This window comes from Sphaerisporangium siamense (genome assembly GCF_014205275.1).
Lineage (GTDB): Bacteria > Actinomycetota > Actinomycetes > Streptosporangiales > Streptosporangiaceae > Sphaerisporangium > Sphaerisporangium siamense.
Window position 1 is genome coordinate 3,474,151 of sequence record NZ_JACHND010000001.1, and the last position, 24,962, is coordinate 3,499,112.

The 24,962-nt window shown below is 73.7% G+C and carries 26 protein-coding genes; 21 read left to right on the top strand and 5 right to left on the bottom strand.

Annotation, left to right across the window (positions count from 1 at the left end):
• The first annotated feature begins 454 nt into the window (after positions 1-454).
• The 16 genes from BJ982_RS15960 (at position 455) to hypE (ending at position 14,653) form a co-directional block, all read left to right on the top strand.
• Complete coding sequence (locus BJ982_RS15960; RefSeq protein ID WP_184880868.1) at positions 455-2,467, top strand: erythromycin esterase family protein; 2,013 nt, start codon at positions 455-457, stop codon at positions 2,465-2,467.
• A 33-nt stretch (positions 2,468-2,500) separates the two neighbouring features.
• Positions 2,501-3,181, top strand: a complete 681-nt coding sequence (locus BJ982_RS15965; RefSeq protein ID WP_184880870.1) for a dienelactone hydrolase family protein — start codon at positions 2,501-2,503, stop codon at positions 3,179-3,181.
• A 157-nt stretch (positions 3,182-3,338) separates the two neighbouring features.
• Positions 3,339-4,049 carry a D-sedoheptulose-7-phosphate isomerase gene (locus BJ982_RS15970; RefSeq protein ID WP_184880872.1) on the top strand — a complete coding sequence of 237 codons (711 nt, stop codon included), beginning with the start codon at positions 3,339-3,341 and terminating at the stop codon, positions 4,047-4,049.
• Positions 4,046-4,291: a HypC/HybG/HupF family hydrogenase formation chaperone gene (locus BJ982_RS15975; protein WP_184880874.1), complete on the top strand. Its 246-nt coding sequence runs from the start codon at positions 4,046-4,048 to the stop codon at positions 4,289-4,291. The genes BJ982_RS15970 and BJ982_RS15975 overlap by 4 nt, the downstream gene beginning before the upstream one ends.
• On the top strand, positions 4,284-5,021 hold the full coding sequence (locus BJ982_RS15980; protein ID WP_184880876.1) for a D-sedoheptulose-7-phosphate isomerase: 738 nt from the start codon (positions 4,284-4,286) through the stop codon (positions 5,019-5,021). Before BJ982_RS15975 ends, BJ982_RS15980 begins: the two co-directional genes overlap by 8 nt.
• A gap of 70 nt (positions 5,022-5,091) precedes the next feature.
• Positions 5,092-6,168 carry an NADH-quinone oxidoreductase subunit B family protein gene (locus BJ982_RS15985; protein WP_184880878.1) on the top strand — a complete coding sequence of 359 codons (1,077 nt, stop codon included), beginning with the start codon at positions 5,092-5,094 and terminating at the stop codon, positions 6,166-6,168.
• Position 6,169: 1 nt separating this feature from the next.
• Positions 6,170-7,954 (top strand): nickel-dependent hydrogenase large subunit, encoded by a 1,785-nt coding sequence (locus BJ982_RS15990; RefSeq protein WP_184880880.1) that lies wholly within the window; start codon positions 6,170-6,172, stop codon positions 7,952-7,954.
• On the top strand, positions 7,935-8,528 hold the full coding sequence (locus BJ982_RS15995) for a NifU-related iron-sulfur-binding protein (protein ID WP_184880882.1): 594 nt from the start codon (positions 7,935-7,937) through the stop codon (positions 8,526-8,528). The genes BJ982_RS15990 and BJ982_RS15995 overlap by 20 nt, the downstream gene beginning before the upstream one ends.
• Positions 8,525-9,148, top strand: a complete 624-nt coding sequence (locus tag BJ982_RS16000; protein ID WP_203959017.1) for a DUF5947 family protein — start codon at positions 8,525-8,527, stop codon at positions 9,146-9,148. Before BJ982_RS15995 ends, BJ982_RS16000 begins: the two co-directional genes overlap by 4 nt.
• Positions 9,141-9,800, top strand: coding sequence for a DUF6084 family protein (locus BJ982_RS16005; RefSeq protein ID WP_184880884.1), 660 nt, complete (start codon positions 9,141-9,143; stop codon positions 9,798-9,800). Before BJ982_RS16000 ends, BJ982_RS16005 begins: the two co-directional genes overlap by 8 nt.
• Positions 9,797-11,128 carry a hypothetical protein gene (locus tag BJ982_RS16010; RefSeq protein WP_184880886.1) on the top strand — a complete coding sequence of 444 codons (1,332 nt, stop codon included), beginning with the start codon at positions 9,797-9,799 and terminating at the stop codon, positions 11,126-11,128. The genes BJ982_RS16005 and BJ982_RS16010 overlap by 4 nt, the downstream gene beginning before the upstream one ends.
• Positions 11,125-11,805, top strand: a complete 681-nt coding sequence (locus BJ982_RS41090) for a hydrogenase maturation protease (protein WP_203959016.1) — start codon at positions 11,125-11,127, stop codon at positions 11,803-11,805. The genes BJ982_RS16010 and BJ982_RS41090 overlap by 4 nt, the downstream gene beginning before the upstream one ends.
• Positions 11,806-11,812: 7 nt before the next feature.
• The gene (locus tag BJ982_RS16020) at positions 11,813-12,205 is read left to right on the top strand and encodes a hydrogenase maturation nickel metallochaperone HypA/HybF (RefSeq protein WP_184880888.1); all 393 of its coding nucleotides are present in this window, start codon (positions 11,813-11,815) and stop codon (positions 12,203-12,205) included.
• Entirely contained in the window at positions 12,180-12,431 is a 252-nt protein-coding gene (locus tag BJ982_RS16025) for a HypC/HybG/HupF family hydrogenase formation chaperone (RefSeq protein ID WP_373869621.1), read from the top strand. The genes BJ982_RS16020 and BJ982_RS16025 overlap by 26 nt, the downstream gene beginning before the upstream one ends.
• Before the next feature lie 6 nt (positions 12,432-12,437).
• A complete protein-coding gene (gene hypD / locus BJ982_RS16030) occupies positions 12,438-13,592 on the top strand; it encodes a hydrogenase formation protein HypD (protein WP_184880893.1) in 1,155 nt (384 codons plus the stop codon).
• A complete protein-coding gene (gene hypE / locus BJ982_RS16035; RefSeq protein WP_275411676.1) occupies positions 13,589-14,653 on the top strand; it encodes a hydrogenase expression/formation protein HypE in 1,065 nt (354 codons plus the stop codon). Before hypD ends, hypE begins: the two co-directional genes overlap by 4 nt.
• On the opposite strand, the gene BJ982_RS16040 is transcribed toward hypE, so the two are convergent.
• The 5 genes from BJ982_RS16040 to BJ982_RS16060 form a co-directional block, all read right to left on the bottom strand.
• Positions 14,583-15,401: a glycosyltransferase family 2 protein gene (locus BJ982_RS16040; RefSeq protein WP_184880895.1), complete on the bottom strand. Its 819-nt coding sequence runs from the start codon at positions 15,399-15,401 to the stop codon at positions 14,583-14,585. The two genes, hypE and BJ982_RS16040, sit on opposite strands and share 71 nt — an antisense overlap.
• On the bottom strand, positions 15,376-18,441 hold the full coding sequence (locus BJ982_RS16045; protein WP_184880897.1) for a PEP/pyruvate-binding domain-containing protein: 3,066 nt from the start codon (positions 18,439-18,441) through the stop codon (positions 15,376-15,378). Before BJ982_RS16045 ends, BJ982_RS16040 begins: the two co-directional genes overlap by 26 nt.
• Positions 18,429-19,412, bottom strand: coding sequence for a hypothetical protein (locus BJ982_RS16050; RefSeq protein ID WP_184880899.1), 984 nt, complete (start codon positions 19,410-19,412; stop codon positions 18,429-18,431). The genes BJ982_RS16045 and BJ982_RS16050 overlap by 13 nt, the downstream gene beginning before the upstream one ends.
• A 65-nt stretch (positions 19,413-19,477) precedes the next feature.
• Positions 19,478-19,618: a hypothetical protein gene (locus BJ982_RS16055; RefSeq protein ID WP_184612769.1), complete on the bottom strand. Its 141-nt coding sequence runs from the start codon at positions 19,616-19,618 to the stop codon at positions 19,478-19,480.
• 22 nt (positions 19,619-19,640) lie between these two features.
• The gene (locus BJ982_RS16060; protein WP_184880901.1) at positions 19,641-20,354 is read right to left on the bottom strand and encodes a nucleotidyltransferase family protein; all 714 of its coding nucleotides are present in this window, start codon (positions 20,352-20,354) and stop codon (positions 19,641-19,643) included.
• 353 nt (positions 20,355-20,707) lie between these two features.
• Here BJ982_RS16060 and BJ982_RS16065 point away from each other — a divergent pair, with 353 nt between their 5' ends.
• The 5 genes from BJ982_RS16065 (at position 20,708) to BJ982_RS16085 (ending at position 24,959) form a co-directional block, all read left to right on the top strand.
• Positions 20,708-21,112 carry a hypothetical protein gene (locus BJ982_RS16065; protein ID WP_184880903.1) on the top strand — a complete coding sequence of 135 codons (405 nt, stop codon included), beginning with the start codon at positions 20,708-20,710 and terminating at the stop codon, positions 21,110-21,112.
• Between the two features lie 124 nt (positions 21,113-21,236).
• On the top strand, positions 21,237-22,292 hold the full coding sequence (locus BJ982_RS16070; RefSeq protein WP_445009394.1) for an LLM class flavin-dependent oxidoreductase: 1,056 nt from the start codon (positions 21,237-21,239) through the stop codon (positions 22,290-22,292).
• A 93-nt stretch (positions 22,293-22,385) separates the two neighbouring features.
• Positions 22,386-23,255 carry a DUF4328 domain-containing protein gene (locus BJ982_RS16075; protein WP_184880905.1) on the top strand — a complete coding sequence of 290 codons (870 nt, stop codon included), beginning with the start codon at positions 22,386-22,388 and terminating at the stop codon, positions 23,253-23,255.
• Positions 23,256-23,315: 60 nt separating this feature from the next.
• Positions 23,316-23,972 carry an NAD(P)H-binding protein gene (locus BJ982_RS16080; protein WP_184880906.1) on the top strand — a complete coding sequence of 219 codons (657 nt, stop codon included), beginning with the start codon at positions 23,316-23,318 and terminating at the stop codon, positions 23,970-23,972.
• A gap of 111 nt (positions 23,973-24,083) precedes the next feature.
• Positions 24,084-24,959, top strand: a complete 876-nt coding sequence (locus BJ982_RS16085; protein WP_184880908.1) for an alpha/beta fold hydrolase — start codon at positions 24,084-24,086, stop codon at positions 24,957-24,959.
• Positions 24,960-24,962 lie beyond the last annotated feature (3 nt).

A 24,962-nucleotide genomic window follows, 5' to 3' on the forward strand; every position in this document is an offset into this window, starting at 1 on the left:
ACTCGAAAAAGACGTACGCCGATCGCCGGACGATATTCCGGCCGTTCGTCGTGCTCGGGGGTGAAGCTTTTATGTCGCGGGGATGACGGGCGGTCTTTCGATGTCGCGTATGGCGCCGGGCCGCTGTAATTATGCGGTGCCGATCTTTCGTGTGTCAATTCCGTATCCGCCGCTCGCCGGGTTGCGGCCCCCGATATTCGGATTGATCGATAAAGCCGGGTGAGTCAGGTATTTCCGAACACTACGCTGGATTTCGCTGTTGGGCGGTCAAATGCCACCTTCGCCGCGTCCGGTGATCCCCCGAGACGGCCCCGGGGCACGGCGGGAAGGCTCCCGCCGCCCGGGAAGCGTAGGCTCGGAAAGGACGGCTCAGGTCCGCCCGGGAGGCGCCGCGCGCGCCTCCGTGGCGCAGGTGCGCCGGGCGGCCCGCGTCCGAGCACGTTGGGGGCCACCCATGTCCGACCACCTGTTCCGCGACCGCAGGGACGCGGGCCGCGCGCTGGCGGGCCTGCTCGACCGCTACCGGGGCGAGCCGGCGCTCCTCGTCCTCGCCCTGCCGCGCGGAGGCGTCCCCATCGCCTACGAGGTGGCCAGAACCCTCGGGGCCCCGCTCGACGTCTTCCTCGCGCGCAAGCTCGGCGTGCCCGGCCAGGAGGACCTGGCGATGGGCGCCGTCGCGGGCGGCGGCGTGCTCGCGCTCAACGACGACGTCATCCGCGGCCTGGCCATCCCCGCCGAGGTGGTCGAGCACGTCGCCGACTGGGAGGGCCGCGAGATCCCCCGCTGGGAACGGCACTTCCGGCAGGACCGCCCGCCGCGGACGATCGAGGGCCGCGTGGTGATCCTCGTCGACGACGGGATGACCACCGGGGCCGGCCTGCGCGCCGCCATCAAGGCGCTGCGCCGGCGGCGTCCCGTGCGCATCGTGGTCGCCGTCCCCGCCGTCGCGGAGGCCACCTGCGAGGAACTGGCCGCGGAGGCGGACGAGGTCGTCTACGCCACCACCCCCTCGCCGTTCTTCGCCGTCGACCAGTCCTACTGGGACTTCACCGAGGTCACCGTGGAGGACGTGCGCGACCTGCTGCGCGCCTCGGCCGAGTCGCTGCCCGCGAGGGCCTCGACGCCGGTGCCCGGGGAGATCACGGCCGTCCGCGCGGAGGCGCTCCCGACGCAGGACGGGGTCCCGCACGCGGACGCGCTCGCCGACCTGGTGGGGGACGCCCACCTGGTGCTCATCGGGGGCGCCTCTCACGGCACCCACGAGTTCTACGCGGCGCGCGCGGCCATGACCCGCCGGCTCATCGAGGACAAGGGGTTCTGCGCCGTCGCGATCCAGGCCGACTGGCCGGACGCCTACCGGGTCAACCGGTACGTCCAGGGGCACGGCCACGACGCCACCGCCGAGGAGGCGCTGCGCGGCTTCCAGCGGTTCCCGGTCTGGATGTGGCGCAACGCGGTGGTGCTCGACTTCGTCCAGTGGCTGCGCGACCACAACGACAGGGAGATCGGCGAGTGCCATGACAAGGCCAGGTTCTACGGGCTGGACCTGTACGGCATCCACAAGGCGATGCACGAGGTGGTCGCCCACCTGGACCGGATCGACCCGTCGGCGGCGGCCCGCGCGCGGGAGCGGTACGGCTGCTTCGACCACCTGGGCAGCGGTGAGGCCCAGGCGTACGGGTTCACGGCGGCCTGCGGCGCCGGGGACGCCTGCGAGAGCGACGTGATCGGCCACCTGGTGGACCTGCGCAGGCGGGTGCCGGAGTCCGAACGGCGGCAGGGGCTGCTCGCCGAGGACGAGCTGTTCTACCCCGACCTGAGCAGGCGCGCGCTGGAGTCGGCGCGCGAGTACTACCGTTCGATGTTCTCGGGCCGCATCGCGGCGTGGAACCTGCGCGACCGTCACATGGCCGACACCCTCGACGCGATCCTGGAGAACCTCTCCCACCGCAGGGGCAGCCCGGCGAAGATCGTCGTGTGGATGCACAACGCGCACGTCGGCGACGCGCGCGCCACCGAGGCGGCCTGCCGCGGCGAGATCAACGTCGGCGGCCTGGTGCGTGAGCGGCACGGCGAGGACTGCCGCCTCATCGGCCTCACCACCTACACGGGGACGGTGACCGGGACCGGCTGCTGGGAGGGCCCCGCCGAGCGCAGGTGGCTGCGGCCCGCCCTGCCCGACAGCGTCGAGGAGCTGTTCCACGAGGCGGGGGAGAAGGAGTTCCTCACCGCGTTCCGGTTCGCGCCGCGCAGCGGGGACGTGCTGGGCTCGGCGCGCCTGGAGCGCATGGTCGGCGCGGTCTACCGGCCGCGCTCGGAGCGGCGCAGCCACTACTTCCGCGCCCGCCTGCGCGACCAGTTCGACGCCGTCATCCACGTGGACGAGACCCGCGCCGTGGAGCCCCTGGACGGCAGGGCGCACTGGAGCGAGGGCGAGCTGCCCGAGACCTATCCGGCGCGCACCTGACCGGGGGGCCGCGTCCGGCACGAGGAGGACCCGATGGCCGTCACCGAAAGCATCCAGATCCCCGCCGCCGGGGTCGCCCTCGGGGCCGACGTCGTCGTGCCGTCCTTCGCCCGCGGGGTCGTGGTCTTCGCGCACGGCAGCGGCAGCGGCCGGCACAGCCCCCGCAACCGCCGCGTGGCGGCCGACCTCCAGGTCGCGAACCTGGCGACCGTCCTGGTGGACCTGCTGACCCCCGAGGAGGAGCGGGTCGACGTGATCACGGCGGGGCTGCGGTTCGACATCGGGCTGCTGGCGGAGCGGGTGATCGCCGTGACGGACTGGGTGCGCGGGCACGGGCCGACCGCCTCGCTCGGCGCCGGCCTCTTCGGCGCCAGCACCGGCGCGGCGGCGGCGCTGGTGGCGGCGGCCGAGCGGCCCGCCACGGTGCAGGCCGTCGTGTCGCGCGGCGGGCGCCCGGACCTCGCGGGCGACCACCTGCGCAGGGTGACGCGGCCGACCCTGCTGATCGTCGGCGAGCTGGACCCGGTGGTGATCGAGCTGAACCGCGAGGCGAGGGAGATGATCCCCGGAGAGACGTCCTTCGCCGTCGTGGCCGGCGCCACGCACCTGTTCGAGGAGCCCGGGGCGCTGGAGCAGGTGGCGCGCCTGGCCCGCGACTGGTTCGTCCGGCATCTGAGGAGCGTGCCGCGGCCCCAGCCGCACCCCTGGGAGTGACCGCGGGAAGATCGTTGATCGGACACCCTGGGCGTACCGGGGTGAGACCGCCTAGGTGTGGCGATCAACCCTTTACTCCATGTTGTCCCGCGTAGGGTGTCGGTCCGCTGTGTACGCACCGTAGCCTGGCGACTACGGTACATAACGGAGCGTACACATGCCTGTGACATCGAGCACGCGCCTGGCCGTCGGCGAGGCCTTCGCCCGGCGGGACGCGGCGGGACGCCGGTTGGCGGAGGACGCCGAGCGCATCGCGCGCGCGTGCCGTGACATGGCGGCGCGGTTCCACCAGGGCGGGAAGCTCGTCGTCTTCGGCAACGGCGGCGCGGGCACGGACGCCTCGCACGTCGCGGTGGAGTTCATGCACCCGGTCGTCGTGGGCAAGCGCGCGCTGCCGGCCTTGGCCCTCGGCAACGACTCCGCCACGGTCACCGGCGTGACCGCCCGCGAGGGCTTCGCCGAGGTGTTCGCCCACCAGATACGCCACTGGGCCGATCCGGCCGACATCGCGCTCGGGATCTCGCCGGACGGCGCGTGCGCCAATGTCCTGCGCGGGCTGGAGACGGCCCGCGAGCTGGGCCTGTACACGATGGCGCTGCTCGGCGGCGACGGCGGCGCGGTGGCGCGGAGCCCCGCCGTCGACCAGGCGCTGATCGCCAGGTCCTGCGACCCGGCGGTGGTGAAGGAAATCCACGTCACGACCTACCACGTGCTGTGGGAGCTGGTCCATGTCTTCTTCGCCCAGACCGTCCCGCCCGGGTCCGCCGGGTCCGAGACCGGTGAACCCGAGACCTCCGCGCGCGCGGCGGGACGAGCCCGGCGCGCGTCCGAGGGCGGGGGAGATCGGGATGTGGAGGCGGTGAGATGAACGAGCGCGTGAACCGCCTCGCGGACGCCTGCCTGACCTGCTCGGACGAGGCGCTGCCCGCCCGGGTGGTCCGGCCGTCGGGGCCGGGCCTCGCCGTGGTGGAGATCGAGGGCGCCGAGGAGGAGGTCAGCGTCGCGCTGGTCGACGCCGGGCCCGGCGACACCGTCCTCGTGCACGCCAAGGAGGCCATCGCCGTCATCACCAGGGGGCACGGGCATGGCGGGCAGGGCGGGCATGGCTGAGGAGACGCGCCCGGAGGCGGTGCGCCGGCTGTACCCGTTCCTGTACGGCGGCCCGGCCGCGCGGACGGACGCGCCGCCCGGTGACGGCGACCAGGCGCGCCGCGCCGCCGCGCACGCGATCTGGTCCACCGAGGTGAAGGCCGACGAGATCGTGCGCCTGCGCCGCCAGGTCGGGGACATGTACGCCGACCGGCTCGCCGCGTGCGCCGAGGAGATGGCCCAGCGGTTCGCCGCGGGCGGCAGGCTGTTCACGTTCGGCAACGGCGGCAGCAGCACCGACGCCCAGGACATGGCGACCTGCTACCTGAACCCGCCCTACGGCCGGCCGCTGCCCGCGCTCTCGCTCACCACGGACGTCGCCGTCGTGACCGCCCTGTCCAACGACGTCGGGTTCGACATCGTCTTCGCGCGCCAGATCGCGGCCCTCGGACGGCCCGGCGACATGGCCGTCGGCCTGTCGACGAGCGGCGGCTCGCTCAACCTCGTGCAGGCGTTCCAGGAGGCCAGCCGCAGGGACATGCTGACGGCGGGCCTGGCCGGCTATCAGGGCGGACGGCTGGCCGAGCTGGCCGAGCTCGACGTGCTCGACCACCTGTTCGTCGTGCCCTCCTCGTCGGTGCACCGCATCCAGGAGGCGCAGACGACCGTCTACCACGTCCTCTGGGAGATCACCCAGCAGGTGCTCGGCTCCGCGGCCGTCGCACGGCCGCCGGGGGCGGCCCTGCGATGAGCGGAGCCGCGCGGGTCCGGTGACCGGAGGCCATCGACAGCCGGGAGAACGGGGAGAAGGGGGAGGCGGTATGGCGACGACGGCGAAGCAGACGGGGAACGCGACGCGGGAGCGGGACGAACCCGTCGTCCACATTCTCTGGATCAACGCCGGGATGAGCTGCGACGGCGACTCGGTGGCGCTCACCGCGGCGCTGCAGCCGCCCATCGAGGACATCGTCCTCGGCGCCCTGCCCGGGCTGCCCAAGGTGGAGGTCCACTGGCCCCTGATCGACTACTGCAGCGGGCCCATGCAGGGCGCCGACGCCATGATCCAGTGGTACTTCCTGGCGGCCGAGGGCGGCCTGGAGCCGTTCGTGCTGGTCGTCGAGGGGTCCATCCCGAACGAGTCGATCAAGCAGGAGGGCTACTGGTCCGGGTTCGGCAACAACCCCGAGACCGGCCAGCCGATCACCCTGCCCGAGTGGCTGGACCGGCTCGCGCCGGAGGCCACGGCGGTGATCGCGGCGGGCACCTGCGCGACGTACGGCGGCATCCACGCCATGGCGGGCAACCCGACCGGCTCGATGGGCCTGGCCGACTACCTCGGCTGGGAGTGGAGGTCCAAGGCGGGCATCCCCATCGTCAACGTGCCGGGCTGCCCGATCCAGCCGGACAACATGTCCGAGACCCTTCTGTACCTGCTCTACCAGCTCAACGGGCAGGCGCCGATGATCCCGCTGGACGAGGCGCTGCGCCCGACGTGGCTGTTCGGCCAGACCGTCCACGAGGGCTGCGACCGGGCCGGGTACTACGAGCAGGGGCAGTTCGCCGTCGAGTACGGCTCGCCGCTGTGCCTGGTCAAGATCGGCTGCTGGGGCCCGGTCGTGAAGTGCAACGTCCCCAAGCGCGGGTGGATGAACGGCATCGGCGGCTGCCCGAACGTCGGCGGCATCTGCATCGCCTGCACGATGCCCGGCTTCCCGGACAAGTTCATGCCGTTCATGGACGAGCCGCCGGGCGCCCGCGTGTCCTCGACGGTCAGCACCATGTACGGCGGCGTCATCCGCAGGCTGCGCGACATCACGCTCAAGACCGTCGACAAGGAGCCGAAGTGGCGGGCCAAGGGCCGCGCGCTGCTCACCGGATACAAGGCCCCGTGGAGCTGAGATGACCACCTCGAAGGAGCGGAAGAGCGACCTGGTCGAGATGGCCTGGGACCCGATCACGCGCATCGTCGGCAGCCTGGGCATCTACGCCAAGATCGACTTTGCGCAGAAGAAGGTCGCGGAGTGTCACAGCACGTCGTCGATCTTCCGCGGCTACAGCATCTTCATGAAGGGCAAGGACCCCCGCGACGCCCACTTCATCACCAGCCGCATCTGCGGGATCTGCGGCGACAACCACGCGACGTGCTCGGTCTACACGCAGAACATGGCCTACGGCGTGCGTCCGCCGGCGCTCGCCGAGTGGATCATCAACCTGGGCGAGTGCGCCGAGTACATGTTCGACCACAACATCTACCAGGAGAACCTGGTGGGGGTCGACTACTGCGAGAAGATGGTCCGCGAGACCAACCCCGGCGTCCTCGAACTCGCCGAGCGCACCGAATGCGCGCACGCCGCCGAGCACGGCTACCGCACGATCGCCGACATCATGCGCTCCCTCAACCCGTTGGAGGGCGAGTTCTACCGCGAGGCGCTGGTGATGAGCCGCCTGGCCCGCGAGATGTTCTGCCTGATGGAAGGGCGGCACGTCCACCCCTCGACGCTGTACCCCGGCGGCGTCGGCACGGTCGCGACCGTCCAGCTCTTCACCGACTACCTCACCCGGCTCATGCGCTACGTCGAGTTCATGAAGAAGGTCGTGCCGATGCACGACGACCTGTTCGACTTCTTCTACGACGCGCTGCCGGGCTACGAGCAGGTCGGACGGCGCCGGGTGCTGCTCGGCTGCTGGGGCTCGCTCAACGACCCCGCGTACTGCGACTTCACCTACGACAACATGAACGCCTGGGGCCACAAGATGTTCGTCACCCCGGGCGTCATCGTCGACGGCAGGCTCGTCACCAACGACCTGGTCGACATCAACCTCGGCATGCGCATCCTGCTCGGCAGCTCCTACTACGAGGACTGGCAGGACCAGGAGCCGTTCGTCACCCACGACCCGCTCGGCAACCCGGTCGACATGCGGCACCCGTGGAACCAGCACACGATCCCGCGCCCGCAGAAGCGCGACTTCAAGGACAAGTACAGCTGGGTGATGTCGCCGCGCTGGTTCGACGGCCAGGACATGCTCCCGCTGGACACCGGAGGCGGCCCGATCGCCCGGCTGTGGTCCACGGCGCTGAACGGCAAGGTGGACATCGGCTTCGTCAAGGCCACCGGCCACAGCGTCCAGATCACCCTGCCGAAGACGGCCACGCTGCCGGAGAAGACCCTGGAGTGGACGATCCCGCAGTGGAACGGCGAGCCGCTGTCCAACACGCTGGAGCGCAACCGGGCCAGGTCCTACTTCCAGGCGTACGTCGCCGCGTGCGCGGTGTACTTCACCGAGCAGGCCCTCGACGAGGTCAGGCGGGGACACAGCCAGACCTGGGAGCCGTTCGAGGTGCCGGAGGAGGCCATCTCGTGCGGGTTCACCGAGGCCGTGCGCGGCGTGCTGTCCCACCACATGGTGATCAGGAACGGCAGGATCGCCAACTACCACCCGTACCCGCCGACGCCGTGGAACGCCAGCGTCCGCGACAGCAACGGCGTGCCCGGCCCGTACGAGGACGCCGTGCAGAACACGCCGATCTTCGAGGAGAACCCGCCCGGCGACTTCAAGGGGATCGACATCATGCGCACGGTCCGCAGCTTCGATCCCTGCCTGCCCTGCGGGGTGCACATGTACCTCGGCGGCGGCAAGGAACTGCGCAAGATACACAGCCCTCATGCGTTCGGTGCGAGCTGAGCCGCGCGGCGCCGCGCGCCGGGAGGGCGGGCCCGGCGACGCGCCCGCCCTCGACGTGCGGCGGGCGGGCGAGCGCGCCGAGGCGCTGATCGACGAGCTGGCCGCGCTCGCCGACCCGGCCGCCAGGGACAAGGCCGAGGAACTGGTGCGCCTGCTCGTCGGCCTGTACGGCGCCGGGCTGGAGAGGATGCTCGGCGTCGTGGTGGAGTGCGACGCGGCCGAGGTGCTCCGCAGGTTCACCGCCGACGAGGTCGTCTCCGGCCTGCTCGTCCTGCACGACCTGCACCCGCTCGGCACCCAGGAGCGCGTCCGCGCCGCGCTGGACGGCGTGCGCGGGCGCCTCGGGGACGGCGTCGAACTGCTCGGCGTGGACCGCGGCGGCGGGCAGGGCGTCGTGCGGCTGCGGATCGCCGGCCACGGGTGCGCCTCCACGCGGGCCGCGGTCACCGGGGCGGTCGAGCACGCGGTCCTGGCCGCCGCGCCCGAGGTGGCGCGCGTCGAGGTCGAGCAGGCGGCCGAGGCGCCGCCGCTGCTGCAGATCGGGCGCAGGCCGCCGGGGGAGGCCGCGCCGTGACCGCCGCGGGCCCGCCCGCCGGGCTGCGCCGCTTCCGTGAGCCCCCGCCGCCGGAGACGCCCCGCTGCGAGATGTGCGCCGAGCCGCTGGAGGAGCGGCACGGCCACGTCGTGAACGTCCAGACCCGGGCGCTGCTGTGCACGTGCCGGGGCTGCTCGCTGGTCATGCCCGGCAGCGGCCCGGGGGCGCGCTACCGCGGCGTGCCCGAGCGCCACCTGCACCTCCCGGGGTTCCGGCTGACCGCGGCCGACTGGGAGGCCCTGCAGATCCCCGTACGCGCCGCCTTCTTCTTCCACCACTCGGTGCTCGGCCGGTACGTGGCCTTCTACCCGAGCCCGGCGGGCGCCGCCGAGTCGCTGCTCCCCCTGGACGCCTGGGACGACGTGCTCGCGGCCAACCCCGAGGCGCCCCGCCCGCTGCCGGACGTCGAGGCGTACCTCGTCGACCGGGGCCCCGAGCGCCTCGCCTGCCACCTGGTGCCGATCGACGCCTGCTACGAGCTGGTCGGACTCGTGCGCCTGCACTGGAAGGGGTTCCACGGCGGCCCCGAGGCGTGGCGGGCCATCGACGGCTTCTTCGCCGAGATCCGCGCCCGCGCCGGGGAGGACCGTCGTGTCTGAGACGCGGGAGACACCCGCCGGGTCCGAGATCCGGTTCGAGTGCCTGGGCGTGCGCGCCGACCCGCACGCCGCGTCCCCCACCCTGTGCTTCCGCATCGGCGTCCACGAGCCCGTCGGCGAGTCGGTGCACGCCATCGCGCTGCGCGTGCAGATCAGGATCGAGCCGGCGCGCCGCCGCCACGGCCCCGCCGAGAGCGATTTGCTGGCCGACCTGTTCGGGCATCCCTCCCGGTGGGGCGACACGGTCAAGCCGCTGCAGTTCGCCACCGTCTCGGTCATGGTGCCGCGCTTCACCGGCTCCACCGAGGTGGACCTGCCCGTCCCGTGCAGTTACGACCTGGAGGTCGCCGCGGGCAAGTACTTCGCCTCGCTCGACGACGGAGAGGTGCCCCTGCTGCTGCTGTTCAGCGGCACGGTGTTCGCCAGGTCCGGCGAGGGGTTCACCGTGCGCCAGGTCCCGTGGCACTGCGAGGCGCGCCAGGGGCTGCCCGTGGCGGTGTGGCGGGAACTGATGGACCGCTACTTCCCCGGCGGCGGCTGGCTGCGCCTGCACCGCGACACCCTGCGCGCGCTGCAACGGTTCAAATCCGACCGCGCCCTCGCCACCTGGGACGAGACGGTCGAAGCGCTGCTGAAGGAGGCGCGCCGATGAGCGTGGCCATGGACAACGCCCGCAAGGTCGCCGACGCCGTCCTGTACGAGGGCTATCTGCTGTACCCGTACCGGGCCTCGGCGGCCAAGAACCGGGTGCGCTGGCAGTTCGGGGTGCTCGTCCCGCCCGCCTACACCGCGACCTCCGAGCCCTCCGCCAGCGTGACGGAATGCCTGCTCGACGGCGCGGCCAACGCGCTGGTGCGGCTGCGCCTGAGGTTCCTGCACGTCAAGGAGCGCAGGGTGGAGCGCTCGGACGGCGGCGGTTTCGTCCCCGTGGCCCGCCTGGACGCCGGCGAGCGCAGCCACCTGACCTTCGACGAGGCCACCGAGCGCGAGGTGGAGCACGTGCTCGCCATGCCCGCCCTGCTCGGCGTGGAGCGCACGGTGACCGTGCGCGTGCCGGGGGACCGGTCCGAGGAGGCCGTCGTGTCCGGCGCGGGGGAACCGCTCGGCCGGGTGGTCACCGAGCACCGGCCGCTGCGCGCCGTGCTGGACGTCGCGGCCGAGGCGGGCGTGGGCCCCCAAGGGCTGGTGAAGCTGCGCGTCCGCACCCGCAACATCACCGGCTGGGCGGGCGACGGCACGCGCGAGCACGCGCTGCGGCACTCGCTGGTCGCCGCGCACCTGCTCATCGGCGTCACCGCGGGCCGGTTCCTGTCGCTGTCCGACCCGCCGGAGTGGGCGCGCCCGGCCGCGCGCGGCTGCGTCAACGAGAACACCTGGCCGGTGCTGGTGGGCGGGTCCGGCGGGCGCGACGCCGTGCTGTCCTCGCCGATCATCCTCTACGACCACCCGCGCGTCGCCCCCGAGAGCCCCGGAGACCTGTGCGACGCGACCGAGATCGACGAGCTGCTCCACCTGCGCACCCGGACGCTCACCGAGGAGGAGAAGCGGGAGGCGATGGCCACCGACCCGCGCGCCGCGGAGATCGTCCGCCTGGCCGGCGAGCTGCCGCCGGAGATGATGGAACGCCTGCACGGCGCGATGCGCCACGACCCCGCGACGCCGTGGTGGGACCCGGCCGCCGACGCCGAGGTGTCGCCGGACACCGACACCGTGACCGTCGCCGGGGTCAGCGTCGCCAAGGGCAGCCGGGTGCGGCTGACGCCGGGACGGCGGCGCGCCGACGCCCACGACATGTTCCTCGCGGGCAGGACCGCGCGCGTGGAGGCCGTCCTGTCCGACGTGGACGGCGCGCCCCACCTCGCCGTGACGCTGGAGGAGGACCCCGGGGCCGACCTGCACCGCTCGCACGGCCGCTACCTGTACTTCGCGCCGGACGAGGTCGAGCCGCTGGCGGAGCCTCCGGGGGAGGGGGACGCGTGAACGTCCTGGTGGCCGGGGTCGGCAACGTGTTCCTCGGCGACGACGGCTTCGGCGTCGCGGTGGCGCGGCGGCTGGCCGGCGCGGACCTGCCCGCCGGGGCCGTGGTGGGCGACTTCGGCATCCGCGGCGTCCACCTGGCCTACGAGCTGACCGGCGGCGCCTACGACGGCGCGGTCATCGTGGACGCGGTCGCGCGCGGCGGGCCCGCGGGCACGCTGTACGTCCTGCGGCCCGAGCCGGCCGAGGCCCCGCCGGTGTTCGCCGACGCCCACGACATGACCCCCGACGCCGTGCTGGCCCTGTCGGTCGCGCTCGGCGGCGCCCCCGGGCGGGTGCTGGTCGTCGGGTGCGAGCCGCGCGACCTCTCGCCCGGCATGGAACTGAGCCCGCCGGTGTCCGAGGCGGTCGGCCCCGCCGCGGACCTGGTGCTCGAACTGGTCGCGGACCTCGCCACCGCACGAGCCGCGGACCCGGCCACGGAAAAGATCGCGGAACGGACGGCCGCGGCGCCGCCAGGCGCCGCGCGGAAGGAGGACCACCATGATGAAGCGTCTCGTGATGATCTCGGCGCTGGTCGCGGCCGGCGTCATGGTCTACCAGTCGATTCCGGACATCAAGCGGTACATGAAGATCCGGAGCATGTGACCGGCGCGGGCAACTCTCGGGAAACGAGGTGAACTGATCGTGCACGAGTTCGGGATCGCCGAGTCGATCCTCGCCGCGGTCGAGGGCCGCGCGGACGGCCGGCGCATACGCCGGGCGCGCGTCCAGGTGGGCGCGCTGCTCCGCGTCGCCGAGCCCTCGCTCAACGACGCGTTCTCGCTGGTCGCCGAAGGGACGGTCGCCGAGGGCGCGCAGCTCGACCTGGTGACGATCCCGGTGCGGCTCACCTGCCGGGCCTGCGGCGACACCGCCACGTCGGTGGACCCGTACGCGGTCTGCCCCCACTGCGGGGACACCGACGTCGACGTCGAAGGGGGCGACGACCTCGTCCTCGAATCCATCCAGCTCGCGGAGGCGGCGCATGTGCCTGGGAATTCCCGGGGAGATCGTGGAGATCCTCAAGGATCGTCCTGACCTGGCGCAGGTCGACGTGAGCGGGGTGCGGCGCGCCATCAACATCGGCCTGCTGGAGGGGGAGCCGCTCGCACCGGGCGACTGGATCCTCATCCACGTCGGCTTCGCGCTGTCGAAGATCGACGAGGCGGAGGCCAAGTCGGCGATGGACTTCCTCACCGGCATCGGCCAGGCGTACGAGGACGAGATGGCGGCGCTGCGCGACTCGATGATCGAAGAGGGGTGAGGCGCGGTGCGCTTCGTCGACGAGTACCGCGACGCCGGCAAGGCCAGGGCCCTGGCCGCGCGGATCGCCGCGCTGTGCGAGCCCGGCCGCCCGTACAAGTTCATGGAGGTCTGCGGCGGCCACACCCACACCATCTACAAGCACGGCCTGGAGGACCACCTGCCCGCCACGGTCACGCTCGTCCACGGGCCCGGGTGCCCGGTGTGCGTGATCCCGATGGGCCGGGTGGACGACGCCGTCCACATCGCCGAGCAGTCCGGCGTCATCATGGCCACCTTCGGCGACATGATGCGCGTCCCCGGCGGGCGCGGCACCTTCCTGGAGGCCACGGCCCGCGGCGCGGACATCCGCATGGTGTACTCGCCGCTCGACGCGCTGAAGATCGCCCGCGAGAATCCGGACCGGCGGGTGGTGTTCCTCGCGATCGGCTTCGAGACCACGGCCCCGTCCACGGCCATGACGGTGCTGCGCGCGCGGGCCGAGGGCGTCACCAACTTCTCGGTGTTCTGCAACCACGTGATGATCATCCCGGCCATCAACGCCATCCTGGACTCGCCCGACCTGCGGCTGGACGGGTTCATCGGCCCCGGTCACGTCTCGGCGGTGATCGGCTGCCTGCCGTACCGCTTCATCGCCCGCGACCACGGCAAGCCGCTGGTCGTCGCGGGCTTCGAGCCCCTGGACGTGCTGCAGGCGGTGTACCAGAACCTGGTCCAGCTCGCCGAGGGGCGCGCGGAGGTCGAGAACCAGTACGCCCGGGTCGTGCCGTGGGAGGGCAACCTCAAGGCGCTGGCCGTGATCGACGAGGTCATGGAGGTGCGCCCGACCTTCGAGTGGCGCGGGCTCGGCTTCATCTCGGAGTCGGCGCTGCGGATGCGCGACCGGTACGCCGAGTTCGACGCCGAGCAGGTGTTCGGCGTTCCCGGCGTGCGCGTGGCCGACCCGCAGGCGTGCCAGTGCGGCGAGGTGCTGAAGGGCGTGCTCAAGCCCTGGGAGTGCAAGGTCTTCGGCACGGCCTGCACCCCCGAGACCCCGATCGGCACGTGCATGGTGTCGTCGGAGGGGGCCTGCGCGGCCTACTACAACTTCGGCCGGTTCTCGCGCGACCGGGTGCGCGAGGCGACGCTGACCGGGACGGCGGGGGACGGGGAGCGGCCGTGAGCGGCGAGGAGCAGGTGCTGGAACGGATCGAGCGGGTACGCCGCCGCAAGCCCCGCGTGCGCGAGGAACTGGTCACGCTCGCGCACGGCGCCGGGGGGAAGGCCACGCGCACGCTCATCGAGGCCGTCTTCCTGGAGGCGTTCTCCAACCCGCTGCTGGCCCCGCTCGCCGACGGGGCGGTGGCCGACGGGCTGGCGTTCACCACCGACGCCTACGTGGTGACCCCGCTGTTCTTCCCCGGCGGCGACATCGGGGACCTGGCGGTCAACGGGACCGTCAACGACCTCGCCATGTGCGGCGCCCGCCCGTCGTACCTGTCGGCGGCGTTCGTCCTGGAGGAGGGCTTCCCCGTCGAGGACCTGCGCCGCGTCACCGCCTCGATGGCGCGGGCCGCGCGGGACGCCGGCGTGCCGATCGTCACCGGCGACACCAAGGTCGTGCAGCGCGGCAAGGCCGACGGCTGCTACATCACCACGGCCGGGGTCGGCACCGTCGACCCGGCGGTCCGGCTGCGGGCCTCCGCCGCGCGGCCCGGGGACGCCGTCATCGTGTCGGGACCGATCGGCGAGCACGGCGTCACGGTCATGCTCGCCCGGGGCGAGCTGGACATCGAGGCCGACCTCACCTCCGACACCGCCCCGCTGGCCGGCCTGGTCGCCTGCCTGCTCGACTCCTGTGGTCAAGGGCAGGTGCGCTGCCTGCGCGACCCCACGCGGGGCGGGGTGGCGACCGTGCTCAACGAGATCGCCGGAGCGTCCGAGGCCGCGGTCGTGCTCGACGAGGACGCCGTCCCGGTGCGGCCGGCGGTGCGCGGCGCCTGCGAGCTGCTCGGCATCGACCCGCTGTACGTCGCCTGCGAAGGACGCATGATCGCCGTCGTGGACTCCGGCGCCGCGCCCGCCGCGCTGGACGCGTTGCGCGCGCACCCGCTCGGCGCGGGCGCGGCCGTGATCGGGCGGATCGCGCAGGACCCGCCCGGCCTCGTGCTGCTCAGGACCGCCTTCGGGGGGACGCGGATCGTCGACGTGCTCGTGGGCGATCCTCTGCCGCGTATCTGCTGAACGCCCGGTCGCGGCGCGCCGGGCGCAGCAGGGTGCGCACCCGCGCGGCCAGCAGGCCGCGGACCATGCCGGGGGCCATGAGCGCGATGAGCACGGCCGACGCCCACGGCAGCTCACCGCCGCCGCCCTTCCACCGCACCGGGTGCCCGGCGACCCGGTACCCCCGCGCGGCAAGAGTGTGCAGGAGCTCGACGTCGAACGCCCACGAGCGCCACGACGACCGGGCCAGCCCGGCGCGCGCGGCGGCGCGGGTCATGACCTTCAGCGGCGTCTGGGTGTCCCGCACGGGCAGGCGCGGGAACAGCAGGCGCGTCAGGCGGACGAACCCGTTGGTCTTCGCCCGGCGCGTAGCGCTCCAGTCGTGCTGGTCGCGCTGCGCCACCAGGCAGTCGGCCTCGCCGTCCCGCACGCGGGCGACCATCGCGCGCAGGTCGTCCGGCCCCGCCTCCCACCCGTGGTCGGCGTCGAGGTAGGACACGATCCGGCCGCGCGCCTGGGCGAGGCCGTGCCGGACGGCGGCGGCCTTGGCCCCCGGCGCCTCCAGCAGCCGCACGCGGGCGTCCACGGTGAGCGCGTAGGAGCGCGTCGCGGCGGCGGCGGGGCCGGGCGTCGCGGGGTCGGTGACGACGAGGATCTCCGAATCCGGCCAGGCGGCCCTGACGACGTCCAGGGTGGCGGTCATGCCGGTGTGGCCACCGCGCACGGGGATGACGACCGACAGCTCAGGCTCGGGGGCGGGTGACGGCATCGACGCGGGTCTCCTTGTAGTTCGCCCAGGGCAGCAGACGGACGACGGGGCGGGCCACGCCGGTCGAGGCCAGCGAGGCCACGGTCAGCTCCAGGTTCGCGACGCCGTCCCGCCACAGCCGGTGGTCCAGCGGGGTGTTGGCGGGCAGCCACGACGGGTCGGGCAGGCCGGGCGGGGCCGCCACCGGGCGGTCATGCGCCCACATGGGGATGCCGTGCCCGACGAGGTTTCCCGTCAGGTCGCCGTGCGGGCCGGGCGCGACGAGATAGGAGTGGGTGCGGTCGGCCCCTATCACGAGCGTCGGACGCGCCTCGCCGTCCGGCCCGGTCAGCGGCTGGATGCCGCGGCCGGAGCGCAGCCTCCCCGGCCCATGCTCGTACCAGCCGTGGCCGGTGTGGCGGAGCAGCCGCGGCGCGGCGACGCGGCGCGGGTGGTGGCGCTCCAGGGCCGTCAGGATCGCCTCGGCGCACAGGTGCCGGGTCGCGTACCCGTACAGGACCGCGGTGTCGGCGAACCGCAGGAACGCCTGGGACAGCGGGTCGCTCGCCGGCAGCCCGAACAGCTGGTGCTCTCCCACCAGGCTCGGCTCGACCAGGCGCAGGTCCAGGCAGCGCCGGGCCATGGGCCCGAACAGGTTCTCGTAGGCCCAGGCACGGATCGCCGGCGCCCCGGTGTGCACGACGATCACCAACTCGCCGTCCACCACGCCGCACATGTCCGCCATGTTGGCCATGTTGAGCATGTCCGGCATGTCGGCCGATGGGGTGAGAGGCTGGGCGGTGTAGAGGGCCACGAAGTGACCGGAGACCGACCCGGCGTGGTCGGCCAGGAGCCGGCGCAGGCCCGCGTCGAACAGGCTCGCGTCTCCGCGCAGTCCCGCGGGCTGCTCCGCCCCGGGGCCCGGGTCGTACCCGGCGGGGCCGGGCAGCGCGGTCAGCCCGCCTTCGAGGACCGCGTCGATGTCGACGTCCGGCGCGATCCTGCCGGGGGAGGTGACGGCGATGGCCGCTCTGATGCCGGCGAACACGTGCCCGGCGCGCTCCCGGCTCCAGCCCGACGGGTCCACACCGGTGGCGATCACGGCGAAGCCGCAGGCGATGTCGGTGACGGCGGTCGGGTAGACCATGGGGTCGTCGGCGGACGTGGTCACCGCGACGCCGGTGGGGACGCCGAGCGACTTGGGCGCGACGTCGGCCCACACGTCCACCGCGGTGACCGTCGGCAGACCGGCCACCCGCTCGATGACCCGCCGCAGAGGCGAGGCGTCGAACCGCCCGGTGAGGTAGGCGTCGGCGAACACCGTCACAGGCGCGGAGACCGCCGTGCCGGGCGGGGATGGGGGCCTGTCGGGAGGTGTGCGGCAGGGCGCGGGCGATGCCGAGGGGGCCAGCCGCCGGTGCGTGACGTGGGTCGTGGGGTCGCCCGCCCAGAGTTCGTGAGGGAGAGGCTGGGGCGCGGAGAACCATCGCACCAGTCCGCCGTCGGCGAGCGCACTCACCTGGGCCGCCTCTTCCGCGGATTCGCCCTCGGGAACCAGGACCCCCGGCACGCCGTGCCGGGCCGGCGCGCCGGGCGGGCTCACCTGGACCGCCTCCTCCGTGGGCTCGCCCTCGGGGAGCAGGACTCCCAGAACGCCGTGCCGGGCGAGTGCGCCGGGGTCGGTCAGCAGGGGGCGCGTGTGGTGGTCGACGGCCAGGACGCACGGCTCCGGGGTGGCGGGGAGCCTGGAGACCACCCGCAGGCCGCGGGGTGTGGGAGGTGGGCGGGGCGCGGGGGGCTCGGCCGGGAGTTCGTCCGGGTCGAGGAGGAGCAGGCCGCGGTCGCCGTCGACGGTGACGAGGTCGCCGTCCCTGACGACCTCGGGGGCCGTGAGCAGGCCGGTCACGCAGGGCTTGCCGAGCTCGCGGGCCACGATCGCGGTGTGGCAGAGCAGGCCGGAGTCGGCGCACGCGATCGCGGCGGCCTTCACCAGCGCGGGCACCAGCTCGGGACGCGCGGGACCGCAGACCAGCACGCCGCCGTCCGGCATGCCCCCCGCGCCGGCCGCGTCCAGGATCACCGCCGCCACCCCCGCCGCCACCCCCGGCGAGGCCGCCTCCCCGGCCAGCACCCGCCCACCGAAGGGGACCGCCTCCCCAGAAGGCGCCGGGTCGTCGGAGGGGGACGCCTCTCCGGGAAGCGCGGGGGTGGTGGCGGGGCGGGCTTGGAGGAGCCAGAGGTGGGCGTGGTGGTCGCGGGCCCATTCGATGTCCAGGGCGTCGCGTTCGAGGATTTCGGTGGCTCGGCGTCCGAGGTCGCGGACGGCGGTCACGCCGGCCAGGTCCAGGGCCGGGGCGCGGCCGGTCGTCGTGGACGGACGCGCGTAGACCAGATGGTCGCCGCTGAACACGAGCTTGGACCGGCCGCCGGCGGGCCAGGAGATCCACTCGCCGGGCGGCAGGCCGGCCTCCTCGGGCGCGGCGGGCAGCGCGACGACGTACTTCTCCGCGATCCGCTCGCCCCGCCCGGTGTGGACGTCCGGCCGGACCTCGCCGTTCACGAGCAGGACGGCCAGCCCGAGCGTGGCCTCGATCCGCCAGTCCTCGCCCCAGCGGGTGAACAGCACCCCCGCGCTCCACGGCCGGATCGCGGGCTGCACGAGGACGGCCATCCCCGTGGGCGGCGGCAGGCCGCGCGCGGCGGCGTACCCGGTGACGGCGGGGCCGGTGGCGGAGGCGCGCACCTCCGCGACGGCGCGCCCGACCGCCTCCACGGTCGGCGCGGCGAAGCGCGAGGCGAACAGCCCGGCGAAGCTCGCGTGCGCGCCGTCCTCGGCCGGAGCCGAGGAGCGCACCACCACGCCGTGCGGCGCGCGCGCCCGCGCCCACGCCGCGATGCCCTCGACCAGGCCGGACGCCCGGCCCTCGCCGACGGCGGCGACCTCCTCGACGTCCAGCACGATCCCGGGCGGGACCGGCAGCCCGGCCCGGGCCAGGACGGCGAGCGCGACGGCCTTGCCCCCGTGCCGCGACGGATCCTCGGCGTCGATCAACGCGCGCACGCGACCTCCTCGAACGCGGCGGCGAACCCGTCCAGCGTGAGCGTGAACGCGTCCCAGTGATGGGTCTGCGCGAGCAGGCGCAGCGCCCGCAGCAGGCGCTGCTGGGCGACCTTGCGGAACTCCTCCTCGTCGGCGGCCAGTTCGCACGCCACGCCGATCGCCTGGGTGGTCTCGTGGGCGGCGTGGTCGCCCGCGCAGGCCAGCAGCGCGGCCGCGTACAGGTCGTCGCGTCGCGCGGACGCGCGGCGATGGCTGTCGCGCAACGCGGACACCTGCGCGGTCAGATGGTCCTCTCCCTCGCGGGCCAGGCGCTCCAGCAGCGCCGAGGCGTGGCGCGGGTCCTCCCAGGGGGTCGCCGCGAGCCCTTGGCGCTGCAGGAAGCCGCCGCGCCTGGCGAAGGTCTCCGCGTCCGCGTCGGCGGCGCACTCCAGCAGCCAGGCGTGCACGTCCAGCAGGTGGGCGGGCTCGGCCGGGACCATCTGGGCGAGCAGGCAGGCGCGGCCCGCCGTCCTGTCGCCGAGCACCGCGCTCAGGTGGTCCTCGGCGCGTTCGCGGGGGAGCAGCCAGTTGAGGGTGTGGAACGCCATCACCGCGTCCATCGCCGCCGCGAGGTCCCGCAGCGGGGGAGGCGGGGCCGCGCCGGCGAGGTGCTCCTCCAGGAGGGCGAGGCCGGCGGTGAGCGCGCGCCGGGCGTCGTCGAAGGCGGCTCTGGCGGCGAGGGCGCCGTCCAGGGTGAGCAGCCGGTCGCGCACGGCGGCGCAGAAGAGGTCGTAGCGTGCCGCGGGGACGTCGACCACGCCGGGGCGGCGGACGCGGCCGAGTGGCGCGGGGTCGTCCAGCAGCACGCGGGGCGCGACGCGCAACCCCCTGCCGTACAGGTCGTACTCGACGAGCGCGCCGCGCCCGGCGGCGCCCTCCATCAGGTCGATCTCGTAGTCGCAGATCACCAGGTCGCGCCAGCGTATCTCCATGAGGCCCTCCCGCTCGTGGACCTCCGGGGGCGGCGGAGCGCGGCCGCCCCCGGACGTCGCTCAGGTCATCCGTTCAGGTCGGTGGCCGGCTCGGAGACCTTGACGGGCGGGAGGGTGGGAGTGGTGTCGGGTCGCGTCTCGGCGGCGCGGGCGAGCATCGCGACGAATCGGGCGAGCTTGGAGTCGGCGAGCATGACTTCCGCCATGGCGGATTCTCCCTTCGGGAGGTCACCAGCCCAGCCGGCTGACCTCCTCGGTTGCCTCGTTGACGTCCTTGATCGTGTCCACGCCCCGCCAGTAGCCGTTGATCTTGTAGGCGGCGAGCCGCTTGTCGACCGCGAGCTGGGGGAACGTGGTGTCCTCGTGGTCGCCCTTCTCCGGCAGCAGCGGGATCACGTCGGGTTCGAAGACGTAGATGCCGCCGTTGATCCAGTACGGCAGACGCGGCGACTGGACGAACCCGACGATGCGGTCATGGTCGTCCAGGGTCGCGATGCCCCAGGTGGTCCGGTACTGGGCGAGGGCGATGGTGGCCATCGCCGCGGCGGTGACGTGCCGCTCCACGATCTCCTCCAGCGGGAAACGGGTGAGCACGTCGCCGTTGAGGGCCAGCCACCGGTGACCGCGGCCCGGCAGGTGGTCCGCGGCAAACCGCAGGGCCCCGCCCCGGCCGAGGGGTTCCGACTCGACGGCCACCTCGATCTTCATGGGGTAGGAGTGGCCGCTGAGGTGGTCCTGGAGGACGTCGGCCCGGTAGCCGCACGACACCACCACATGCTCGATGCCCTGCGCGGCGAGCCAGTCCAGCTGCCATTCCAAGATCGTCCGTTCGGCGACGGGGATCATCGCCTTCGGGCGGTCGTCGGTGTAGGGCCGCAGCCGGGTCGCCTGGCCACCGGCCAGGATGACGGCCTGTCGTACTGCGTTCGTGTCGGTAACCATGGGCGAACCTTAGCCCCGACCGGGGTGTGCTACCCGACGTGTCGTCGATCGAGGTCACCGTGCCCTCCGGCTCGGCCGGGACCGTCAGCGGCCCGGCGTTCCTGTGGTCACGTCCGCCCTCCGCGCGCCATGTCGGGAATGTGATCGAGCGACTACCTTGCGTAGCGGGGGTTCTGGACACATGATGCGCCCGCGCCGTGCGTCTGGCAAGGAATTCTTTGCCGGGCCGCCCGCCAGGGAGGGACGCCGCACGCCGCGGACCGCCGTCGCGCATCCGCGGGCGCGGGCCTGGGTAGGTCGACGTATGTGAAGAATCTCGGATGAACGACGTGCTCAACGGGGGTGACGATGTCATGACCACGCCATTCGGGACGGAGAGCGCCGGCCGCAGGGTGGACCTGGACGAACTGCGCAGGAAGGTCCGCGCCCAGGTCGCCATGGCGGGGGACCGCGCGTTCGCGAGCCCGCCGCTCGGCGACAGGCGTCCACCGCGCGTCGTGACCGAGGTCGAGCGCGAGGGGGTGCCCTCGACCGACACCGAGGCCACCGCGCCGCTCGGCGTCGGCCCGAGCATGACCGGCAGGGCCGAGAAGATCGCCCAGCGCGAGCAGGAGCCCGGACTCGAGAAGGGCGGTACCGAGGGGCCCGCCAAGCGGCCCTACGGCCGGTCGGGGCCCGAGCGGCACACGGGCGTCGGCGTGCAGGGCACCGTCCACGAGGACAGCCCGACCATGCTCGCGGGCGACCAGGGGGGCTGACCGGCCCACCGCCGTGCGGGCCGCCGGGCCGGCGCGGCCAGGCCCCGCGCGGCCGGACTCGCGTGCGAGGCGTCCCGTCCATGACGGGGGTGATCGACGGCCGCGCCGGTGGCACAGTTGAGGCGTGGCGGACGATGTGCGCATAGGGGTCTTCCTGCTGGCCGCGGGTTTCCCCGGGCGGGATCACGGGGAGGTGCTCACGTCCGCGGTGGACACCGCCGTGGCCGCCGAGCGGGCCGGGTTCGACGACGTGTGGATCGCCGAGCACCACTTCATGTCCTACGGCGTGTGCCCCTCGGCCGTCACGCTGGCCGGATACGTCCTCGGCAGGACCGAGCGCGTGGGCGTCGGCACGGCGGTGAGTGTGCTGTCCACCCGGCATCCGGTGGCGCTGGCCGAGGAGGCCGCACTGCTGGACCGGGTGTCGGGGGGCCGGTTCCGGCTCGGCGTGGGGCGCGGCGGGCCGTGGGTGGACCTGGAGGTGTTCGGCACCGGTCTCGACCGCTTCGAGAACGGCTTCGCCGAGAGCCTCGACCTGCTGCTGGCCGCGCTGAACCGCCCCCGCGTGTCGTCGGACGGTCCGGCCTTCCGCTTCCGCGAGGTCGAGATCGTGCCACGGCCCGGCGGGCCGTTCCTGCCGGTCGTGGCCGCCACCTCGCCCCTGACCGCGCGCCTGGCCGCGTCCCGGGGGCTTCCCTTGCTGCTCGGCATGCACGTCGGCGACGCCGAGAAGGCCGCCATGGTCCGCGAGCACGCCGAGGCCGCCGGAGGGTCACCCGCGCACGCCGGAGGACCCGGGCGGGCGGGACACGTCGCGGCCGGTGTCGCCCACGTGGCGGACACGACCGCCGAGGCGGTGGCGGAGATGCGGAGGTCGCTGCCCCGGTGGCTCGCGCCCGGCCTGGCCGGGTACCGGCCCGTCGACGGCCGCCCCTACCGGCCGCGGGACCCCCACGAGTACGCCGACCTGCTGTGCCGTCTGCACCCGGTCGGCTCGCCCGCCCACTGCGCGGACACCATGATCGCCACGATCCGGCGCACCGGTGTGCGGCACCTGATCCTTCTGGTGGAGGGTACGGGCGACCCGGAGCTGACCCGGGCGAACGTGGCGCGTCTGGGCGCGGAGGTCCTTCCCGCCGTACGGGCCGCTTTTCGGCATTCTCCGTATATCACGCGATAAAACCCTATTTCACAAAAAGTGGGATGACGGGTCAGGGTGACGCGCCCTACCATTGGCCTCCTTTCCCCGGTGATATGCACAATTGGAGACCTGATGGCCTGCGTGCAATGCGGATACGCGTTACCCTCCGACGCCGCCTTCTGCCCCACCTGTCACCGCCCCTCCGACGCGCACGCGAGTGTCCCCACGGACGCCCGCGCCGCCGACGGCACGGCCTCCGCCGCGCCGTCGGTCCAAGGCGTTCCGGTTCCTCCGCTGGGCCGTTCCCCATGGGAGGCGTCGCACGGCCCGGCCGCGCCCGCGCGCGTGGTGCGCCCCATCCAGGGGCTCACGCTGGCGGTGACGGTGACGCTCGGCCTCTGGTGCGTGACGGCGCTCTTCGGCGAGGTGGTCGCCGTGACCCGCGTGATCGTGATCGGCTCCGTGCTCGACGGGAAGGACGTGCCGCAGGGCGCGCTCGACGCGAACGACGAACTGTACGCCCTGAGCTGGCTTGTCGGGTTCCTCGCGCAGGCGGTGGCCGGGGTGGTCTTCGTGGTGTGGCTGTTCCGCGCCCGCGCCAACGCCAAGGCCATGAGCACTCTTCGGCACCGCTACGCCAAGTTGTGGCTGGTCTTCGGATGGATCCTGCCGGTGGTGAGCCTCTTCGTGCCCAAGGGGGTCGTCGACGACATCTGGCTGGCCTCACAGGGGGAGCCGGTCACCGTGCGCGCGCGTCGTCCCGCCCTGGTGCGGGTGTGGTGGATGGCGTGGCTGTGCTCGACCATCGTCCCGTGGACCCTGGAGCGCGTCTTCTTCCGCGAGGACGACCTGGAGGACCTGCGCGCCGCCGCCCTCGTCGAGGTGGCCGCGACCGCGGCCGGGCTCGCCGCGGCCGTGCTGGCGGTCCTGGTCGTCCGGCGCGTCACCGTTTTCCAGGAGCTTCGCCGCACCGGGCCCGCGGCGGGGCCGCGTGCCGCATGATTTGAGTGCCGGGACACGCGGCAGGGGATGACCGGCTCAGGCGATCGAAGGGCGGCTCGTATGCGTGTGGTCATCGCGGGGGGACATGGCAAGATCGCGCTGCGCCTGGAGCGCCTGCTGGCGGGGCGTGGCGACGAGCCGGTGGGCCTGATCAGGAACCCCGGGCACGAGGCCGACCTCGAGGCGGCCGGGGCCCGCCCGGTGCTCTGCGACCTGGAGGGCGCCGGCGTCGAGGAGGTCGCCTCCCACCTGCGGGGCGCGGGCGCGGTGGTGTTCGCGGCCGGCGCCGGGCCGGGCAGCGGCGCCGCGCGCAAGGACACGGTGGACCGCGCGGCGTCGGTGCTGCTCGCGGACGCCGCCGAGCGGGCGGGCGTGCCGCGCTTCGTGCAGATCTCCGCGATCGGCGCGGACGCGTCGCCCCGCGAGGGCTCCGACGAGGTCTGGGCCGCCTACATCCGGGCCAAGGGCGACGCCGAGGACGATCTGCGGGCGCGCGACCTGGACTGGACCATCCTGCGCCCGGGCGGGCTCACCGACGCCCCGGGCGTGGGCGCGGTGCGCCTGGACGAGCGCGTGCCGCGCGGCACGGTCACCCGGGACGACGTCGCCGCGGTGATCGTCGCGCTGCTGGACACGCCCGGCACCGCCGGCCGCACGCTGGAACTGGTCCAGGGCGACGTCCCGGTCGAGGAGGCCGTGGCCAGGTACGCCCGCTGAGCCGCCCGGCCCGTCGCCCTGGCGCCGGCCCGGACCTCGTCACCGCGGCAGTGAACCGGACACGCCGGAGCGGCCTTGTCGGCACGGGAAACCGAATGTCACTCTGGTCGCATGAACCGCGTGACGGTCAACGGCATCGACCTGGCCTACGACACCTTCGGCGCCCCGAGCGGGCGCCCGCTGCTACTGATCATGGGTCTCGGCGCGCAGATGATCCAGTGGGACGAGCGGCTCTGCGCGATGTTCGCCGAGCACGGGCACCACGTCGTCCGGTTCGACAACCGGGACGCGGGGCTGTCCACGCACCTGCGCGCCGCGGGGGTCCCCGACCTCGGCCAGGCGCTCGGCGGCGGGCCCGTGGCGGCGCCGTACCTGGTGGAGGACATGGCCGACGACACCGCCGGGCTGCTGGACGCCCTCGGCTGGGAGGGCGCCCACCTGCTGGGCGTCTCGATGGGCGGCATGATCGCGCAGTCCTTCGCCGTACGGCACCCGGCCAGGACGCGCAGCCTCACCTCGGTCATGTCCACGCCCTCGCCGTACGTCGGCGCGCCGACCGAGCAGGCGCTGGCCGCGCTGCTGGCGCCCTCGCTGCCGGAGCGCGACGCCGTCGTGCGCCGGGCGGTCGAGTCGGCCAGGGTGCTCGGCTCGCCCGGGTACCCGATGGACGAGGAACGGGTGGCCGCGCTCGCCGGGCGCGCCTTCGACCGCTCCTACGACCCGGCCGGGTTCGCCCGCCAGTTCGCGGCGATCCTCGCCTCGGGCGACCGCACGCCCGCCCTGCGCGGGCTGTCGGTGCCGGCCCTGGTGATCCACGGGGAGCGGGACCAGCTCATCCAGCCGCCCGGCGGCGTCGCGACGGCCGACGCGATCCCGGGCGCCAAGCTGCTGACCTTCCCCGGCATGGGGCACGACCTGCCCGAGCCCCTCTGGCCCGACATCGTGGCCGCCGTCTCCGAGCTCACCGGGCGCGCCGAGGCCGTCTAGGGC

Excerpts from the sequence above, each read along its gene's own strand:
- BJ982_RS16060 (WP_184880901.1), bottom strand. The coding sequence starts at position 20,354 with ATGGTTACCGACACGAACGCAGTACGACAGGCCGTCATCCTGGCCGGT.
- BJ982_RS16050 (WP_184880899.1), bottom strand. The coding sequence starts at position 19,412 with ATGGAGATACGCTGGCGCGACCTGGTGATCTGCGACTACGAGATCGAC.
- BJ982_RS15985 (WP_184880878.1), top strand. The coding sequence starts at position 5,092 with ATGGCGACGACGGCGAAGCAGACGGGGAACGCGACGCGGGAGCGGGAC.
- BJ982_RS16010 (WP_184880886.1), top strand. The coding sequence starts at position 9,797 with ATGAGCGTGGCCATGGACAACGCCCGCAAGGTCGCCGACGCCGTCCTG.
- BJ982_RS15975 (WP_184880874.1), top strand. The coding sequence starts at position 4,046 with ATGAACGAGCGCGTGAACCGCCTCGCGGACGCCTGCCTGACCTGCTCG.
- BJ982_RS16085 (WP_184880908.1), top strand. The coding sequence starts at position 24,084 with ATGAACCGCGTGACGGTCAACGGCATCGACCTGGCCTACGACACCTTC.
- BJ982_RS15965 (WP_184880870.1), top strand. The coding sequence starts at position 2,501 with ATGGCCGTCACCGAAAGCATCCAGATCCCCGCCGCCGGGGTCGCCCTC.
- BJ982_RS16040 (WP_184880895.1), bottom strand. The coding sequence starts at position 15,401 with ATGCCGTCACCCGCCCCCGAGCCTGAGCTGTCGGTCGTCATCCCCGTG.
- BJ982_RS16065 (WP_184880903.1), top strand. The coding sequence starts at position 20,708 with ATGACCACGCCATTCGGGACGGAGAGCGCCGGCCGCAGGGTGGACCTG.
- BJ982_RS16055 (WP_184612769.1), bottom strand. The coding sequence starts at position 19,618 with ATGGCGGAAGTCATGCTCGCCGACTCCAAGCTCGCCCGATTCGTCGCG.
- BJ982_RS16080 (WP_184880906.1), top strand. The coding sequence starts at position 23,316 with ATGCGTGTGGTCATCGCGGGGGGACATGGCAAGATCGCGCTGCGCCTG.
- BJ982_RS15970 (WP_184880872.1), top strand. The coding sequence starts at position 3,339 with ATGCCTGTGACATCGAGCACGCGCCTGGCCGTCGGCGAGGCCTTCGCC.
- BJ982_RS15960 (WP_184880868.1), top strand. The coding sequence starts at position 455 with ATGTCCGACCACCTGTTCCGCGACCGCAGGGACGCGGGCCGCGCGCTG.
- BJ982_RS15995 (WP_184880882.1), top strand. The coding sequence starts at position 7,935 with ATGCGTTCGGTGCGAGCTGAGCCGCGCGGCGCCGCGCGCCGGGAGGGC.
- BJ982_RS16075 (WP_184880905.1), top strand. The coding sequence starts at position 22,386 with ATGGCCTGCGTGCAATGCGGATACGCGTTACCCTCCGACGCCGCCTTC.
- BJ982_RS15990 (WP_184880880.1), top strand. The coding sequence starts at position 6,170 with ATGACCACCTCGAAGGAGCGGAAGAGCGACCTGGTCGAGATGGCCTGG.
- BJ982_RS15980 (WP_184880876.1), top strand. The coding sequence starts at position 4,284 with ATGGCTGAGGAGACGCGCCCGGAGGCGGTGCGCCGGCTGTACCCGTTC.